Consider the following 15,953-nt stretch of genomic DNA (forward strand, 5'->3'; position numbering starts at 1 on the left):
AGGCTCCAACAATATACGATTTTATCGGCAGATACTCAATTGACGGCAAAGCCTAAGGCATTTCGCTGGTTTCGCCGGGATAGTTCTTCCTGATTTCCCTGACGAGATGCTCATATGCTTCCTCAGGGGTGTCGGCAAACCGGAAGAGCTTCAAGTCATCGGCACTGATCAGCTTCAAGCGAACGAGGTTCTCGAAATTGATGGTCTTTTGCCAGTATTCCCTGCCATACAGAATCACGGTGACTTTCTTCTTGAGCTTGTGTGTTTGAAGCAGCGTCAGCACTTCAAACGCTTCGTCGAATGTCCCAAATCCTCCTGGAAACATCACCATCGCCTTCGAGAGATACACAAACCAGAGCTTTCGCATGAAGAAATAGTGGAACTCGAAGTTCAGTTCGTCAGGAATGTAAGGGTTTGAGTTCTGCTCAAACGGAAGGCTGATATTAAGTCCAACGGAGCGACCTCCAGCCAGTTTCGCCCCTTTGTTCGCAGCTTCCATGATTCCGGGTCCGCCACCGGAGCTGATCATGAACCTGTTCTTCTGATGAAGCCGCTTTGTCCATTTGGTCAGCAGCTGGGCCAGTTTCACTGCGTCCTCGTAATAGCGGGACATATCCAGATCTACTTTCGCAGATTCGATATCCTTTTTGACCTTCGCTGTCAGTGGACGGCCTTTGTGAACGTTCCTGGATACTTCCTTGAAGCGATGGATCGCTTTTGAGCGCGGGAGAACACGCGCTGAGCCGAAGAATACGATCGTGTCGCGAATTCCCTCATACTTGAATCGTCTCGCAGGTTCGAGAAACTCGGAGATAAGCCGTATGACTCTCGCGTCCGGGCTATTCAGAAAGTCCGGATTATTGTATGCTTTTACAGGTTTATGTTTTTGATTTGGCATCAGAGTTTTGATCCTTTGGTGTAAAGGTGTTAGCATAATCTCATGATAATTCCACTCTAAGCATAACCATGGCCCTATCTTGTCTAATTGTCGACAATTTGGAGCGAAACCTTGAGCCCATCTTTCAAAAAAAAGTAATCTCTCTGTGGGTTGTGACCCGCCAGCTTCAGGTAGCCAATCCCGCGCTTCTCACCCGTGGATCCAATACTGACCGTGCTGGTAATGACACCCGCCTCATCCTGCTCATGGAAAAAGGACACGGGAAGTTCGGCTGGCATATCTGAAATGCGCAATTTGACAATTCGCCGCTGAACTTTCTTGTAAGTATCGAGCCTGGCAATCACTTCCTGGCCGATGTAACACCCTTTCGTCCATGAGATCAGAGAGCCAAGCCCGGCCTCGAGCGGATTATACTGAAGTGTAAGTTCTGCGCCTGCAGCGGGGATCGCGTTAAGAACGCGGAATTCGCTGAACGCCTGTGGCGTTCTTCGGACCAGACCGCCTGCATTGAGAATTTGTTCGGTAGACTCCCGTGCAGACAACGGACTCATAACCCGACCCAGCCTGTTGTTGCCCCAGGACTCCATCGCTACAATGCAACCTGCTGACAAAGTTGAAGTCAGGTGAGCATAATCTATGTTGTCACTATCATGCAATACAAACTGTGCAAATGAAGGAGTTAGATCATCAACTTTGATGTCTTCCATTACAATGTATTTCTCAAGCCAGGAGATTAGGGGGGCAGGAGGCTGCACTTGTCCAAACAACTGCAAGGTTGCTTCGTCTGGCCTATGAATGTTCAGAACATCGACGATCTTTCCCTTCTCATTGGTAAGGACTGTCTGGATGCACTGACCAACCTTGAGCGATGAAACATCATTCGTGGAGATTCTCTGGATAAGGTCGAGGCTCTCTGAACCTGTCAGAGAGATGACCGATCTTTCGCTCACATCGACAAATGAAGCCATCATACCCTTCTTCCCTGCAGGAGCAAATACTACTCAAGTATCACGACAGACTATTGCGTATATCTAACACGATGACAAAGACTAATGGTCATACTTCCAAACTGAAAAGTCTGGCCTGCCAATGCGACAATTCTGGAGATAGCTATCTCAGCGTAATCAGGACTATCTCGGCCAGTGCGTGAAATCGGATTGGAGCGAGTGTCAAGCCCAGTCCGTTTGTGACAATCAGGTTCATACTACCAAGCAAGAACAGGCCGCTTACGAACCTCGATTCCAATTGTGCGGGAGCCAGCAAGAACAAACCGGGAACTCCGAACGCGATCCCTCCTCCATGAGTATGTCCTGCCACCATGAGATTGAAGCCGTTACGAGTGGCAAGATCAACCAGTTCCTCGGCTGGCTGATGTGCCAGCATTATTCGGTATTCCCCTCTCTTTTCACTTGAATTCCCTTCAAGTCGCTTTCTTTCGGGCTTTTTCAGGTAGGTATAGGTGAATACCGATAGCGCAATACGACAGGAATCGGAATCTATGGTCACCGTGCTATCCTCGATGACGTTTACACCTGCCCTGGTGAGAGCTTCGACCACCATGGACTTGTCGGAAAAGAGATCATGATCTCCAACCGCGGCAAACGTACCGAACCTCGATTTCAGTCCGGCCATGATCCTGGCCGTGGATTCGATATAACGCGTCCCAGATGTGACGAGATCGCCCCCAAAGAGAACGAGATCCGGATTCAGAGAGTTCACTCTCCCCACATAGCGTTGCAGGTCATTCTTGGTGGTTCTCCCATCCCCCTGCACATCGGAAATTGCCGCTATCCGGAAACCAGTCAGATTTTTCAATGCTGCCGGCAACGCGATCTCCTGGTGCACGATCCTGACCGTCCAGGTATCTCGAACAATCACTACAAGAGAGTACACTGAAACCAAAGCGGTCATCCCGATGACGGCTACCGGCTTCCGCCTGATCCACCAATTCGCCAGAGACGGGACCAGTCTAACGAGTGAGGAACCGATGATAGCGAGGAGAGCGAACAAGATCATCAACTGGAACATGACTACCAAGCCGATCCAGAAGGGATAGCTCAATAGAATGTCGAGGAAGATGCTGTCACCCGAGAACGCTGGGACAGATCTTCTGCCCATGACGAGAAATGCGACAAAGAATGCGGCTGGCAGGGCATTGAGAAAGACATGAATACCCACAATCGCCCGCTTCAAATGACCGCGGTTCCATGTCGTCAGCTGGACCAACGCACCGAAGATCCCCTTGCCGACGAAGTAGTTGATTGCTGCAAGAGGCAGAGATATGACAAGTACTGCGACGAGTGTCCAAGGCATGTTGGGGGCTACTTCTTCTCCCTCGTGTAGAGATAAGCGCAATTCTCCAATCGGCTCTCCTTCTCTCCGGTGTTCACTGCGAATTTCGGGCCGCTCCAAATAGCCGCGGACCCGTATGAACCATTCTTGCTAATAGCGTAGAAATTGACATTGAAATTCGGGCGCCCCTTTGCATCGAGCAGCCGCCTCTCTTTGGTCTGGCTTGCGATACGTTTACACGCCATCAGACATGCTTCTTCAGGCGACTTGCCTTGTCGCATGAATTCGACGATCATCACGCTGCTGCACGCAAGGAGGTTAGCTTCGCCTCTGCCTGTGGAACCGGCCGCCCCAACCTCGTTGTCTACGTACAAGCCTGCGCCAAGGATCGGTGAATCTCCCACTCTCCCAGGGATCTTGAAGGCGAGCCCGCTCGTCGTTGTCACGCCAGAGACATTTCCCTTCAAATCCACGGCATCGCAATTAATCGTGCCGGTAATACGCTCGTACTTCCTGGGTCCTTCGCCGATATCAATCGTATTGATGTCGTGCGGTGGCAACCAGTCATCCTGATTGCTCAACGTCTCCTTCCACTTGAGCCAGATTTCCCTCGACTCGTCCGTCAGCAGGTTTTCCTCCTTGAACCCATGAGCTACGGCAAACTTGCGGGCTCCTTCTCCCACCAACAGCACATGGTCGCTCCGTTCCATCACCAACTTCGCCACCTTAGATGGATTCTTGATATTACGAATGGATGCGACCGCACCACCGCGCCCCGAGGGACCATGCATCACTGAAGAGTCCAATTCCACAATTCCCTCTTCATTTGGCAATCCGCCCAAGCCTACACTGTTATCATTTGGGTCATCTTCCACGATATTGACGCCCGCAATGACTGCATCAAGGGCGTCGGCACCTTGATGGATGAGTTCCATAGCCCGCGCAGTCGCCTGCAGGCCGTTTGCGCTTGAAATGACAACAGGCCGAACGGGTGATTTGCTTTGAGCATGAATCTCGCCAACGGCGGAGACAGAATTTGCCACAAGTGCGGCAGCACTTGCCATCGTTGCCGACTTCAAGAATTCTCTGCGTTTCATTGCACTATCCATCGTTTGTCCTCCCTGTCATGTATCGATACATCGTGGAGTCGTTGTAGAATCGCTATAGAAATCGTTAGCTGGCCGTGCGGGCGGCAGTATGTTTGACCAGCAGAAAGACCTTCAGGTCATCGAACGACCCGAACACTTTGGTAGTGCAGCCAAGCACCCACCCCGGAATTTCCGCAAGGGGCATCCTGGTGACCATGTAAACGGGCTTGCTTGTGAATCGGCACAGCGTTACTTCACCGGTAGTGCCTGCCCCGCGCTGTGCACTCTCGTCCCAGTAGCAAACTACATAATCGGTCTTCTCCGCAATTTCGTAGCTGTCCATGTCCACGAGCTCGCGGATAAGATCCATGTAGACATCGATGTTTTGGAGCTTCAAGTCGCGAAACTTGCCTTTGGGCAACTTCCGGGATAGAAATGCCTCGCTCGTGACATTTGGATTGTAGACCGTGTGCTGCAGGTTCTTTTGGATCCAGCCATCCATGTCCATTCTCCAATCGATCCCCTCCCCCTTCGCAAACTCCATTCCTCCAGAAAGATATGCTCTGAGCACCTTAGGAGAGTTCACAGGCCCTCCAGAGAAACGTGGCGGTATGAACAAGTTGAACGTTCATCCCTTTCTGACGCAGCCCATGCTGAATCTGAAGCATGCAGCCGGGATTGCCGGTCACTATGATATCGGGATGAACCGTTGCGATGTTGGCGATTTTGCGATCAAGCATTTTCATTGAGTCTTCATAATGGACGACGTTGTAGATTCCTGCACTCCCGCAGCACCAGCTCGATTCAGGCAGCTCTGTATATTCAATTCCAGGTATGGCTTTCAAGAGGTCGCGCGGTTGTTGACTGATCTTCTGCGTGTGCACGAGGTGACAGGCATCGTGATATGAGATACGCTTCCCAAGCATAGGCCCGACCGGGGCCATAGTTCCACGGAGGGAAAACACTCTGCGGGCTGATTTGTTCGGCCAGAACCCTGTTTCAACAAGGAACTCCGTAATGTCCTTGGTTTTGGAAGAGACTCGGTGAGCGCGCTCGGACCACTCATGATCATCAGCAAAGACGTGGCTGTATTCTTTCATGTATGCGCCGCATCCCGCGGAATTCAAGATCACGAAATCGAGATCGTCCCGGTCAAAGAGTTCGATGTTGTGTTTCGCCATCTCCCGGGCCGCGTCAATACTCCCATTGTGCGCCTGAAGCGACCCACAGCAGGCCTGACCCCGTGGAACTATTACTTCGCAATCGTGATGCAGCAGGAGATTGATTGTGTCGATGTTGACATCGGCAAATGCGACATCCATGATGCATCCAGTCAAGAATCCAACGCGATAGCGAGGCTTCCCGGCAGGATAAATATGTTCGGGAAGCACATCGCTGGAGAACTGCGTAGAGATGCTCGGACTCAACGGCTGTATCGCGTCCAGTTTGCTCGAGATCATCCGAAGCGCTCCGGTTTTCTGAAGAAACCACTTGAGCCCCGTTTGTTCGTATAATCTCATGAAGGATGCGAGTACTTTCAGCCGATCCTGCCTGAGAAATGTCCACTCGAGCATCGTCTTCTTGATGAAGTCGGAGATCCGACCTTCGTACCCTCCGCGGTAGATCTGGGCCCGGGCTGCCTCGACAAGCGATCCGTACTTGACCCCCGCCGGGCACGCGGTTTCACATGCCTGGCAGTCAAGACAGAAATTCATCTCATGGACAAAATTATCCGTGATGGGCAGGTCACCATCCGCCACAGCCTTTATCAATCGAATGCGGCCACGCGGAGAAGATTTCTCCAGGCCGGTCAACGCATACGTGGGGCATGTGGGTAGACACAAGCCGCAGTGCATGCAGTTCGTCAGAACATCATAACTCGGTATGTCCACGCCGTGAAACGGAGAGGGCGCGGCGTCAATCTGACTCATAGAATTCTCGTGCTCTTGAACCGATCCCGCCGGTAACGCAGTGTTATATATCCTTGCCGGATGTCTTTACCAGGTGCTTCTTGAAGAACTCCAAGGCCATTGCATGTGCATCGGCAGAAGCTGCCTTGTCAAACTTCGGGTTACTTGGATTCGCGAAGGCATGGTCTGCATCGAACGATTTCACTACGAGCTTTTTCGACGCTTTCTTCATGGCCCCTTCGAAATCCTTCACCTTTGCGGGTGTGATCCAGCCATCTTTTGTCCCGAATATTCCCAGAACCGGGGCCCGAAGGGTCTTCAGTTTTTCAACATCTGTCTCGGGCATTCCGTAGTACAAGACACATGCCCCGATCTGTTTGCCACCTATGAGTGCCGACTGCAACGACCAGCCTCCGCCGAAGCACCATCCGATAGTTCCAACCTTCGCCTTCGGTCCAACATAGCCGAACGCACCAGCAATAATAGCCCGGATACGTTCTTCCTTTGCTTCGCCCATGTATTTTCCCGCTTCCTGCTGCGTCGTTGCGACCTTTCCGTCGTACAAATCAAGCGCGATGACGTTCACTGCACCCAATTCACCCTGAAGTTTTTCGGCTTCCTGCTTGATGTAGTCATTCAATCCCCACCACTCGTGGATCATGAAAACATACACGTTTGAGGGCTTCGGCGCTTTGACTTCAAATGCTCGGCCTTCAATTCCATCACTCGTTTTGAACGTGATGTCTTTTCCGTGCTCGGCCACGAAATTGAAAGGGACTGGTTCGAGATGAGCAGCGCGAAATGTTGCATCGCTCGCCAACATCGCAAATGAGGCTGTGGCGTCGACCGTACAGCACGATTTGCCTGTCTGAGCCAGCAGGACGAATGGCAGGAGCAATGCGAGGCCAAGAAATTTGATCATGAGAACTTCCTCCTATTTGGTTGGTGAGTGAGATTTGTGAAAAAGCACGATCCGGTTCGTATTGGTGCCAGCCCGATTGTTTCGAACACCCCAGATATTTGAGGTTTTTGTGAACTTCTGCTGGTTCACCAATATGCCCGCGCAGCGAAAACCCGCTTGAATGCCCATTGGTACAACAACTTCATCAAGCATCAAGTTTCGCTTGCGAATCTCACCAACTTCAAATGCCACCACCCCATCAGGTGAAGTCACCCTGTATAACTCTCGAAACACTCCCGATATGATCGCTATCCAGGCATCGAGAGATCGAACGACCGTCAACCGACTGCCTATTTCTTCCCATTCCATGCCGTTGAACCAACACCGTAACCAGTTGTCCTTGGCGTAGTTGACTGTATCCAGAAACGGAGGAGAAGTCACGGTGAGCCGTATGGAATTGTCTGCGATGCCGGGAGTGCTGCGAGCGTCACCCGTCACAAATCGCGCTCTCCTGCTCATGTTCGCAAGAGACTTCATCTGCTCATCAGTGACATTGCGTAGCAGCGATCGCGTCTTCCTGAGAATCAACTCTCTGACGTCCCTGTATTCCGGTTTCTGCTTTCGGTTCCGGTTCACACGGCGCTGATTTTCGGCTGACATCGCCTGATTCGGCGGCAGTGTGTAGACAGAGAAGAACCCCCTTGAGTGTCCGGTCAGCCTGTTCGTCGCGACCATGCGTATCCAGCGATCGATTGCATCCTCGCGCCGCGCCGCCGAGCGCCGCGCGAGATATCGCCGAAGGGCAAGAATTTCTTTCTCGGTACGAGGGTGATAGAACATGGAAAGATCAAGGGATGACGAACTTCGGCCGCTCACGCTGATCTGTTCAAGCCGACGTTCCACGGCATCGTACGTTGGAGGGTTGAGCCGGGGTTTCATGAAAATGCGGCTGAGAGGGTTCGCATCAGTTGCGATCACATTTCGGTCGAGAAGTGCAGCTTCGAGAGGAGTCGTTCCTCTTCCCATGAAGGGATCGTACACCACATCACCCGGCCCGGTCATTCGGTCTATGAAAAAACGAGGCAGCTGAGGTTTGAAACAAGCCCGGTACGAGATTTCGTGAAGCGAGGATGCCTGGCGCTGCCTCGGCGTCCAGAACTCGGCGGTGAACCGCCGGATGTGCTCACCGGAGAGCAACAGCGATTCGACAGTGAGATCGGATTTCGACACCCTCCCGTCGAACAGGCGGTCGATCAGATGATGGTTCGAAGCTCCGTGGCGGCGTGGATATGTGCGAGCTGGGGTAGGCACGGATCAGGTAAAAGCTCCGGCGTCCGCAAACTTCTTGATTTGATCTCTGTTTGTCGGCAAAGGACCTTCACAACGGGGTCTGACTGAAAAGATCTTTCCGGGATTCAACACCGCATGAGGATCGATGGCTTCCTTGATCTTCCGCATCATGTCGATCGCAGGCTCCCCGATCGCCTTTTCGAGGAATTTGAGCTTCGCCAAGCCGACGCCATGCTCACCCGTGATCGTACCGCCAAATCGCACAGCTTCAGCGAAGATCTCCTCGAAGGCAAGCTCAGCCCGATGGATCTCAGCTTTGTCACGCTCGTCCGTGAGGCACGTAGGATGGAGATTCCCGTCTCCGGCATGACCAAAATTTCCAAACGTCAGGTTATGATTTGCTGCGATACGGTTGATCCGCTCGAGCATAGGAGCCACCTCGCTGCGCGGCACAGTGGCATCTTCAAGGATCGTCGTAGGTCGAACCCTTGCCAATGCAGAGAACGCAGCCTTGCGGGCGCTGCGGAGTCTCACGGCTTCCTGTTCGTGTGCAGCGATCTTGATATCGAGCGCCCCGTGCCGCTTACAGATAGCGACGATCTTCGCTGCATCCTCTTCTACTTCGGCTGTCCTGCCGTCGACTTCGATCAGAAGGAGCGATTCGATTGTCGTCGGAAGACCCAGATGAGCATATTCTTCGACACTGCGTATCGTCGTATTATCCAGGAACTCAAGGGCGGCTGGCGTAATCTTCGACGCTATGATGTCAGAGACAGTTTCTGCCGAATCGCTCAGCCTGCCGTAGAACGCAAGCATCGTCCGGCTCGCCTGCGGTTTCGGAATGAGGCGCAGTAGCACGCGGGTGATGACTCCAAGTGCCCCTTCAGAACCGATGAGGAAATCCTTCAAACTGTATCCGGCCACGTCTTTGACCGACTTCCCCCCCGTCACAATCAGTTCGCCGCTCGGCAATATTACTTCCATCCCGAGGACATAGTTCTTCGTGACGCCGTACTTCAACCCGCGAAGTCCGCCTGCATTTTCTGCAACATTTCCGCCGATCGTGCAAATCGCCGCACTGCCCGGATCAGGAGGATAGAACAATCCCAGCGCCTCGACGGCGGTGTGGAGCTTCGCCGTGATGACTCCGGGTTCAACCCACACAGAGAGGTTGTTTTCGTCAATTTCCAGGATACGGTCCCAATGATTGGTCAGCACCACCACGGAGTTCTCGACCGGAATAGAGCCCCCGCTGAGGCCGGACCCCGAACCGCGTGGAACTACGTTGAAACCCTCCTCATTTGCCAGCCTGAGAAGGCTAGAGATCTGTTCAGTACTTGCCGGCCTGACAATTGCATCCGGAAGATGCTTGAGCAGCGGCGTTCCGTCGTACGAATAGGTGATCTTATCTTCCGCCGAATCGAAAAATCCAGATGCGCCGAAGATAGATCGTATCTTTGTGAGCGTTTTGTGAGGTATCATCTGAGGCCAAGATAGAACAACAAGGAAAGAAAAGCAAGGTGCAGGTCTGAGCGCGAAGCCCGCGCAGCCCATGTTCGGACACCCCCGTCTTGTATCTCGACCATTTTTGATTTAATTTTCTTCAAATGTTTTTGATCCATCACTGAAGATTGAGGAATCCATGGAGAAACTGAAGAAACGATCGTGGGCTGAGCCCTTCAAGATCAAGACTGTGGAATTGTTGAAGATAACCACCATCGAGGAACGCGAAAAGGCTCTGCGAGAAGCGGGATTCAACACGTTTCTTCTCAAGTCGCAGGACGTCTACATCGACCTCTTGACAGACAGCGGCACCAATGCGATGAGCGACTATCAATGGGCAGGCATGATGATGGGCGATGAAGCGTACGCTGGCAGCAAGAATTTCTACAACCTCGAGGAGAGGGTCCAGCAATACTACGGCTACAAACACCTCGTACCGACCCACCAGGGCCGTGGCGCCGAGAATATCATCTCGAAGATCCTGATCAAACCGGGGGACTTCATCCCCGGAAATATGTACTTCACCACCACGAGATTGCATCAGGAACTTGCGGGTGGCACATTTGTCGACGTCATTATCGACGAAGCACACGATCCGTTAAATATGCACCCCTTCAAGGGAAACGTCGATCTCCAGAAGTTTGAAGACCTCGTGAAAAAGGTCGGCGCTGACAAGGTGCCCTACATTTCAGTTGCGGGAACGGTGAACATGGCCGGCGGCCAACCGGTGTCAATGGAAAACATGCGCCAGGTTCGCGCCCTGTGCAGAAAGCACGGAATTCGGGTGATCATTGATGCGACACGCCTCATCGAGAATGCGTACTTCATCAAGACGCGCGAGACAGGCTTCGAGAACAAGTCAATTGCGGAGATCCTCCTCGAGTTCTGTTCTTATTCAGATGGCTGCACTATGAGCGGCAAGAAAGATCTTCTTGTGAACATTGGCGGGTTTCTGGCGCTGCAGGAGCATGAGCAGGAAGTCTTTGAGGAAGCTCGCAATATGGTGGTAGTGTACGAGGGGTTGCATACGTATGGCGGCCTTGCGGGGCGCGACATGGAAGCGATGGCCAGGGGAATTGAAGAAGCGGTGAGTGAAGATCACATCAGGGCCCGGATCGGGCAGGTTGAATATGTGGGCGAGAAACTGTTGAGCATCGGCATTCCAATTGTTCAGCCCGTCGGAGGGCATGCGATATTTCTCGATGCGAAGAGATTTCTCCCGCAGCTCAAGCAAATCGAATTCCCGGCTCAGACTCTGGCTGCTGCGCTCTACCTGGAATCTGGTATCCGCGCAATGGAACGGGGCATTGTTTCGGCCGGCCGCAATAAGCAAACAGGAGACCATTATTACCCGAAGCTCGAACTCGTCCGTCTCACGTTCCCCCGCCGCGTGTATACGCAGGCACATTGCGACGTCACGGCGGAGGCTGTCGAGGCCGTGTTCGAGAACAGGAACAGTGTGAAGGGACTCAAGATGGTATATGAACCAAAATACTTGAGGTTCTTCCAGGCAAGATTTGAAAAGCTGAGTTGAGATGAACTGAGCAGGGGGCAGAGCTTCCTGTCCCCTGCAGGTTCAGTACCTCGGTATTTTGGGATCTATCTCGCGGGACCACTGATCGATCCCCCCTACCAGATTCAAGACCCTGTCAAACCCCTGGTTTTTGAGAAACTGCACCGCGAACGCGCTGCGGTTGCCGTGATGGCAATAGACAACAATCTCCCGAGCGCCATCGAGTTCAACGAACTTCGTTTGCAGCTGGCCAAGTGGAATGAGATGTCCGCTGAGATTGGCAATTTTGTATTCATAAGGCTCGCGAACATCGAGCAAGAGGACCGCTTCACCGGCATCCAGCCTGCTCTTGAGATGATGAACCGATATCTCCGACAAATGATTATCCATGATTCCCTTTTCTATCTCTTTCCTGTCCAGCGTTTCACGTTGGCCGCACTCTGACACACACCTCACACCAAACCGAGGCGTGCGGCATCGCCCTTCATCGCGTCGATAACGAACTGAATGTGTTCCTCCAGCACCACGCCAAGTTCCTGCGTCCCTTGCTGGATGTCCTCTCTGCTCACGTTTCGGGCGAACGCCTTGTCCTTCAGCTTCTTCTTGACAGACGACACTTCGAGGTCGGCGATCTTGTTCGGCCGAACCACCGAACATGCGCTGATGAACCCGCACAACTCGTCGCACGCATACAGGACTTGCGCCATCTTCGTATCCCTGGGCACATTGGCATAGGTTGCGTGCCCCAGAATTGCCCTTCGCACATCCTCCGGGTATCCCTTCTCTCTGAGGATTTCGGATCCTTTGAGGGGATGGTCCGGCGCGGTGGGATACATTTCATAGTCAAAATCATGAAGGATTCCGACTATTGCCCACTTCTCTTCGTCTTCGCCGAGTTTTCGCGCATATGCCCGCATCGCTGCTTCGACAGCGTACATGTGTTTCCGCAATGCTTCGTTCTTCGTGTACTCGTGCGTGAGGTCGAGTGCTTCCTGGTAATTCATGCGATGATCCTCCTGCTGGTGCAACGCTCTTTGTGAAAGTCTCCAAATTTCGACACAATTGCAAGAGACCGTTCGCCGCTGGTTCAAGAATTCAGCTCCTGCGGATTACGCTCTCGAATTCAGGAACTCGTCCGCTGATGGACACAGCTTCCGGAGAGGGCAATTGAGACAATCAGGTTTTCGGGCGTCACAGATTTTCCGTCCATGCCACACGAGCATGTTGCCAAACACAAACCACTCATCCTGTGGAATGAGCTGCATGAGATCGGTTTCGATTCTTTCAGGATCGTCGAACGACGAAAGGCCGAGCCTTTGCGAAACCCGCCGAACGTGGGTATCGACAACCACGCCCGCATTGATGCCGAAGGCACCGCCAAGGACACAGTTCGCCGTCTTCCGCCCCACACCTCCAAGCTCGACGAGCTCTTCCATTGTCTTGGGAACCTTGCCATCGTGTTTTTCGACAAGCGTCCTGCAACACGCGATAATGCTCTTGGCCTTGTTCCGAAAGAAGCCTGTTGAACGAATCTCCTGCTCGAGCTCCTCCTGTTTCGCGTTCGCAAAATCCTTCGCTGCGCGATACTTCTTGAATAATGACGGTGTAACCATGTTTACCCGGACATCGGTGCACTGCGCTGACAAAATCGTTGCGACAATCAGCTGCAACGGAGTGGAGAAATCGAGGGCGATCTTCGGATCGGGGTAGGTTTTGTGAAGAATGACCGCGAGCTTCTGTGCCCGGCTCTTCAACTTCTGGTTTGATTCTTTAGCGTCCATGGCAAAACGATCATCCTTTAGTGTCGGGACTTGAAATATTCCGTGACCTTCTTGAGGTCCCAGGCGTTCACCACGTCCTTTGGCTCCAGCCAACCCTTCCGCGCTATACCAACGCCGTACGAGACATCATTCAACCCTTCTGTGCTGTGCGCATCTGGATTGATGAAGATAGGGACTTTCTTCTCTTTTGCGTATTTCACATATCGCCAGTCGAGATCCAGCCGAAAGGGATGAGCATTGATCTCTATCCCCTTACCATAATCCGACGCCGCATCGATAACCTCGATCATGTTGATGGGATATCCGTCACGGCTCAGCAGCAATCGACCCGTTGGGTGACCAATACAGCTCACATATTTGTTCTTGAGCGCTTTGATCATCCGCTTCGTTGCTTCAGATTCCGTCATCTTGAATTTGCTGTGAATCGCGACGACAACGTAGTCGAACGTGGCAAGCAGCTTGTCAGGATAATCGAGAGAACCATCGGAAAGGATGTCGACCTCTGTTCCCTTGAACAGGCGAAAGCCCTTCAGCCCCGCATTCAGTTTCTCAATTTCCTTTTGTTGTTGCTTTGCTTTCGCTTCAGACAATCCACCCGCATACGCCGCGACCTTGCTGTGGTCGGCTATACCGAGGTAACTCCACCCGAGTTTCCGGGCAGCATCAGCCATTTCTACGAGGGAATTGGCGCCGTCGCTGTAGTTTGTGTGGCAGTGAAATGTCCCGCGAATATCCTCTTCCCCGATCAGTTTCGGCAGGGCTCTCTTTTCGGCTGATTCAATTTCCCCCATATTCTCGCGAAGTTCAGGGGGAATGTACTCCAAATCGAGTGCCTTATAAATTCCCTCTTCCGACTTGCACCGAGGGACGTTTGGCTTCTTCTCCCCCTCGATGCCCGTGAACGCATACTCATTGAGACTCAGCCCGTATTTCCTGGCCCGCGAACGCATCTCAACGTTGTGCTCTTTGCTCCCTGTAAAATAGTTCAAGGCAAATGGATACTCCCGGTCTCCGACAATTCTCAGGTCGCAATTGATTCCAGACTTCAGCACCACACTCGACTTTGTTTCCCCCCGTGCAACGACACTCTGGACATCCACATGCCCGACAAACACATCGAAGATCTTCTTGCGGCTTTTCTCTGACGCACTGACGACGATATCAATGTCTCCGACAATCTCTTTCTTCCTCCTCAAACTTCCAGCGACTTCACATCGCTTGACTTCGGGCAGTCTGGAGATAACTTCAAGAATCCTGTCCGCAGCGCCCTTTGCAGAAGGATACAAATGCTTGTCACTCGACCTCGCGAGCGACTCAATTCCCTTGAGTATGTTCTCCTCGGTCTTCTCTCCAAAACCATCGAGTTTCGCGAGCCGATGGTTCTCGCATGCGCTCTTCAACTCATCGACGGTCTTGATGTTCAGTTTTTCATGGAGAATCTTGATCCGTTTGGGACCTAAGCCAGTGATACGGAGCATCTGCAACAGACCCTCTGGCAGGGACGCTTTGACAGATTCGTATTCCGCTGATGAGCCAGTTCGAACCAGTTCTCCAATGACCCTCGAAAGGCCTTCACCAATGCCTTTGACGGAGCGAATATCACCTGACTCGACAAGGAGTGCGATATCGACAGTGAGCGCGTCCACAACCCGGGCCCCGTTGTGAAATGCGCGGCATTTGAAAGGGTTCTCTCCTTTCAGTTCGAAGAGTGTCCCCATTGCATCGAGAATGGAAGCTATTTGTTTCTTGTCCATGAAGGGGGGGGAATCTAGACTGCAACACCAACAGGTTCGGTGGATTTCAGCCAGGCAACGTACTGGAGGATGTGATCGACAATAGGAGAAATCTCGACATACTGCATCAGTTCGCTCCGGATCCTGGAAGCATTCGGGAGGTTGCGCAGATACCCGGCGTAGTACTTACGGAACTCAATGACCGCCTTCCGCTCCCCTTTGAGCTCGATAGATAGATTCAGGTGCTCAATGAGAACACGCACACGTTCATCGATCGACGGGATAGAGAGGATTTCTCCTGCCTGCATGAAGTGTTTCGCGTCCCGGAAGATCCAGGGGTTGTTGATCGCGGCACGAGCGATCATGACACCGTCGCAGTCGGTTTCGTCAAACACTGCGCGAATTTTCATCGGAGTATCGAGGCCGCCATTCACAAAAATGGGGATATTGACTGCAGCTTTGACGTGCGGGATCCACGAGAAGTCGGGATCTCCTGAGTGCCCCTGTGAGCGCGTCCGGCAGTGAATTGTGAGCCCTTGGGCGCCTGTCTGTTCGATCATCCTGGCTACGTCCACAATTCGGATGCTCTCAGAGTCCCAGCCTAGCCTTGTCTTCACTGTCACAGGCAGTTTCACGTTCTTGACGACGCTTGTGACGATCTTTTCCATCTGCGGCAAATTCTTCAGCAGTCCCGCCCCCGCCCCGCGCATGGCGATGTCCTTGACCCAGCAACCGCAGTTAATATCGATCAGATCCGGCCCGTAGCTCTCCGCGATGGATGCGGCCTTTTCCATCGAGGCCTCTTCTCCACCGTAGATCTGGATGGCGAAAGGACGTTCCTCCTCCCGAAACTCGAGCTTTCGCTTGGTCTTCAAGTTATCCCGGATCAGGCCTTCGGAGTTGACGAATTCCGTATAGACGATATCGGCTCCGAGTCTCTTGCAGACGAGGCGAAACGCCAGGTCCGTGACGTCTTCCATCGGCGCCAAAACAATCGGCTTCTCTATGTCAATATGGCCAATTCGCATTCGAACCTTACATCCC

General features: G+C 52.6%; 15 protein-coding genes. 1 reads left to right on the forward strand and 14 read right to left on the reverse strand.

Translation table 11 applies throughout. The features are described from left to right. Positions 1-52: 52 nt before the first annotated feature. The 9 genes from NTU47_18185 to NTU47_18225 form a co-directional block, all read right to left on the reverse strand. Positions 53-898, reverse strand: a complete 846-nt coding sequence (locus NTU47_18185; protein ID MCX6135738.1) for an LOG family protein — start codon at positions 896-898, stop codon at positions 53-55. Between the two features lie 83 nt (positions 899-981). Further along, a complete protein-coding gene (locus NTU47_18190; GenBank protein ID MCX6135739.1) occupies positions 982-1,866 on the reverse strand; it encodes a hypothetical protein in 885 nt (294 codons plus the stop codon). A 142-nt stretch (positions 1,867-2,008) separates the two neighbouring features. Further along, on the reverse strand, positions 2,009-3,211 hold the full coding sequence (locus tag NTU47_18195) for a metallophosphoesterase (protein ID MCX6135740.1): 1,203 nt from the start codon (positions 3,209-3,211) through the stop codon (positions 2,009-2,011). Positions 3,212-3,219: 8 nt separating this feature from the next. Then, positions 3,220-4,299 carry a N(4)-(beta-N-acetylglucosaminyl)-L-asparaginase gene (locus tag NTU47_18200; protein ID MCX6135741.1) on the reverse strand — a complete coding sequence of 360 codons (1,080 nt, stop codon included), beginning with the start codon at positions 4,297-4,299 and terminating at the stop codon, positions 3,220-3,222. 64 nt (positions 4,300-4,363) lie between these two features. After that, positions 4,364-4,864 carry a hypothetical protein gene (locus tag NTU47_18205; GenBank protein ID MCX6135742.1) on the reverse strand — a complete coding sequence of 167 codons (501 nt, stop codon included), beginning with the start codon at positions 4,862-4,864 and terminating at the stop codon, positions 4,364-4,366. After that, positions 4,851-6,209, reverse strand: coding sequence for a (Fe-S)-binding protein (locus NTU47_18210; protein MCX6135743.1), 1,359 nt, complete (start codon positions 6,207-6,209; stop codon positions 4,851-4,853). The genes NTU47_18205 and NTU47_18210 overlap by 14 nt, the downstream gene beginning before the upstream one ends. Positions 6,210-6,252: 43 nt before the next feature. After that, the gene (locus NTU47_18215; GenBank protein ID MCX6135744.1) at positions 6,253-7,110 is read right to left on the reverse strand and encodes a dienelactone hydrolase family protein; all 858 of its coding nucleotides are present in this window, start codon (positions 7,108-7,110) and stop codon (positions 6,253-6,255) included. Between the two features lie 12 nt (positions 7,111-7,122). Continuing rightward, positions 7,123-8,400 (reverse strand): DNA methyltransferase, encoded by a 1,278-nt coding sequence (locus NTU47_18220; protein ID MCX6135745.1) that lies wholly within the window; start codon positions 8,398-8,400, stop codon positions 7,123-7,125. Positions 8,401-8,403: 3 nt separating this feature from the next. Continuing rightward, positions 8,404-9,861 (reverse strand): FAD-binding protein, encoded by a 1,458-nt coding sequence (locus NTU47_18225; protein MCX6135746.1) that lies wholly within the window; start codon positions 9,859-9,861, stop codon positions 8,404-8,406. 160 nt (positions 9,862-10,021) lie between these two features. On the opposite strand from NTU47_18225, the gene NTU47_18230 reads away from it, so the two are divergent. Beyond that, positions 10,022-11,416 (forward strand): tyrosine phenol-lyase, encoded by a 1,395-nt coding sequence (locus tag NTU47_18230; protein ID MCX6135747.1) that lies wholly within the window; start codon positions 10,022-10,024, stop codon positions 11,414-11,416. Positions 11,417-11,458: 42 nt separating this feature from the next. Here the strand turns inward: NTU47_18230 and NTU47_18235 are convergent, their stop codons facing one another. The 5 genes from NTU47_18235 to dusB all read right to left on the reverse strand — a co-directional run bounded on the left by NTU47_18235 (position 11,459) and on the right by dusB (position 15,937). Continuing rightward, entirely contained in the window at positions 11,459-11,785 is a 327-nt protein-coding gene (locus NTU47_18235; GenBank protein ID MCX6135748.1) for a rhodanese-like domain-containing protein, read from the reverse strand. A 62-nt stretch (positions 11,786-11,847) separates the two neighbouring features. Further along, positions 11,848-12,399, reverse strand: coding sequence for an HDIG domain-containing protein (locus NTU47_18240; GenBank protein MCX6135749.1), 552 nt, complete (start codon positions 12,397-12,399; stop codon positions 11,848-11,850). Positions 12,400-12,504: 105 nt separating this feature from the next. Further along, positions 12,505-13,176 carry an endonuclease III gene (gene nth, locus NTU47_18245; protein ID MCX6135750.1) on the reverse strand — a complete coding sequence of 224 codons (672 nt, stop codon included), beginning with the start codon at positions 13,174-13,176 and terminating at the stop codon, positions 12,505-12,507. Between the two features lie 17 nt (positions 13,177-13,193). Next, the gene (polX, locus tag NTU47_18250; protein MCX6135751.1) at positions 13,194-14,930 is read right to left on the reverse strand and encodes a DNA polymerase/3'-5' exonuclease PolX; all 1,737 of its coding nucleotides are present in this window, start codon (positions 14,928-14,930) and stop codon (positions 13,194-13,196) included. 14 nt (positions 14,931-14,944) lie between these two features. Further along, positions 14,945-15,937, reverse strand: coding sequence for a tRNA dihydrouridine synthase DusB (gene dusB, locus NTU47_18255; GenBank protein MCX6135752.1), 993 nt, complete (start codon positions 15,935-15,937; stop codon positions 14,945-14,947). Positions 15,938-15,953: the final 16 nt, after the last annotated feature.

This window comes from Ignavibacteriales bacterium, from assembly GCA_026390595.1.
GTDB lineage: Bacteria > Bacteroidota > Ignavibacteria > UBA10030 > UBA10030 > UBA9647.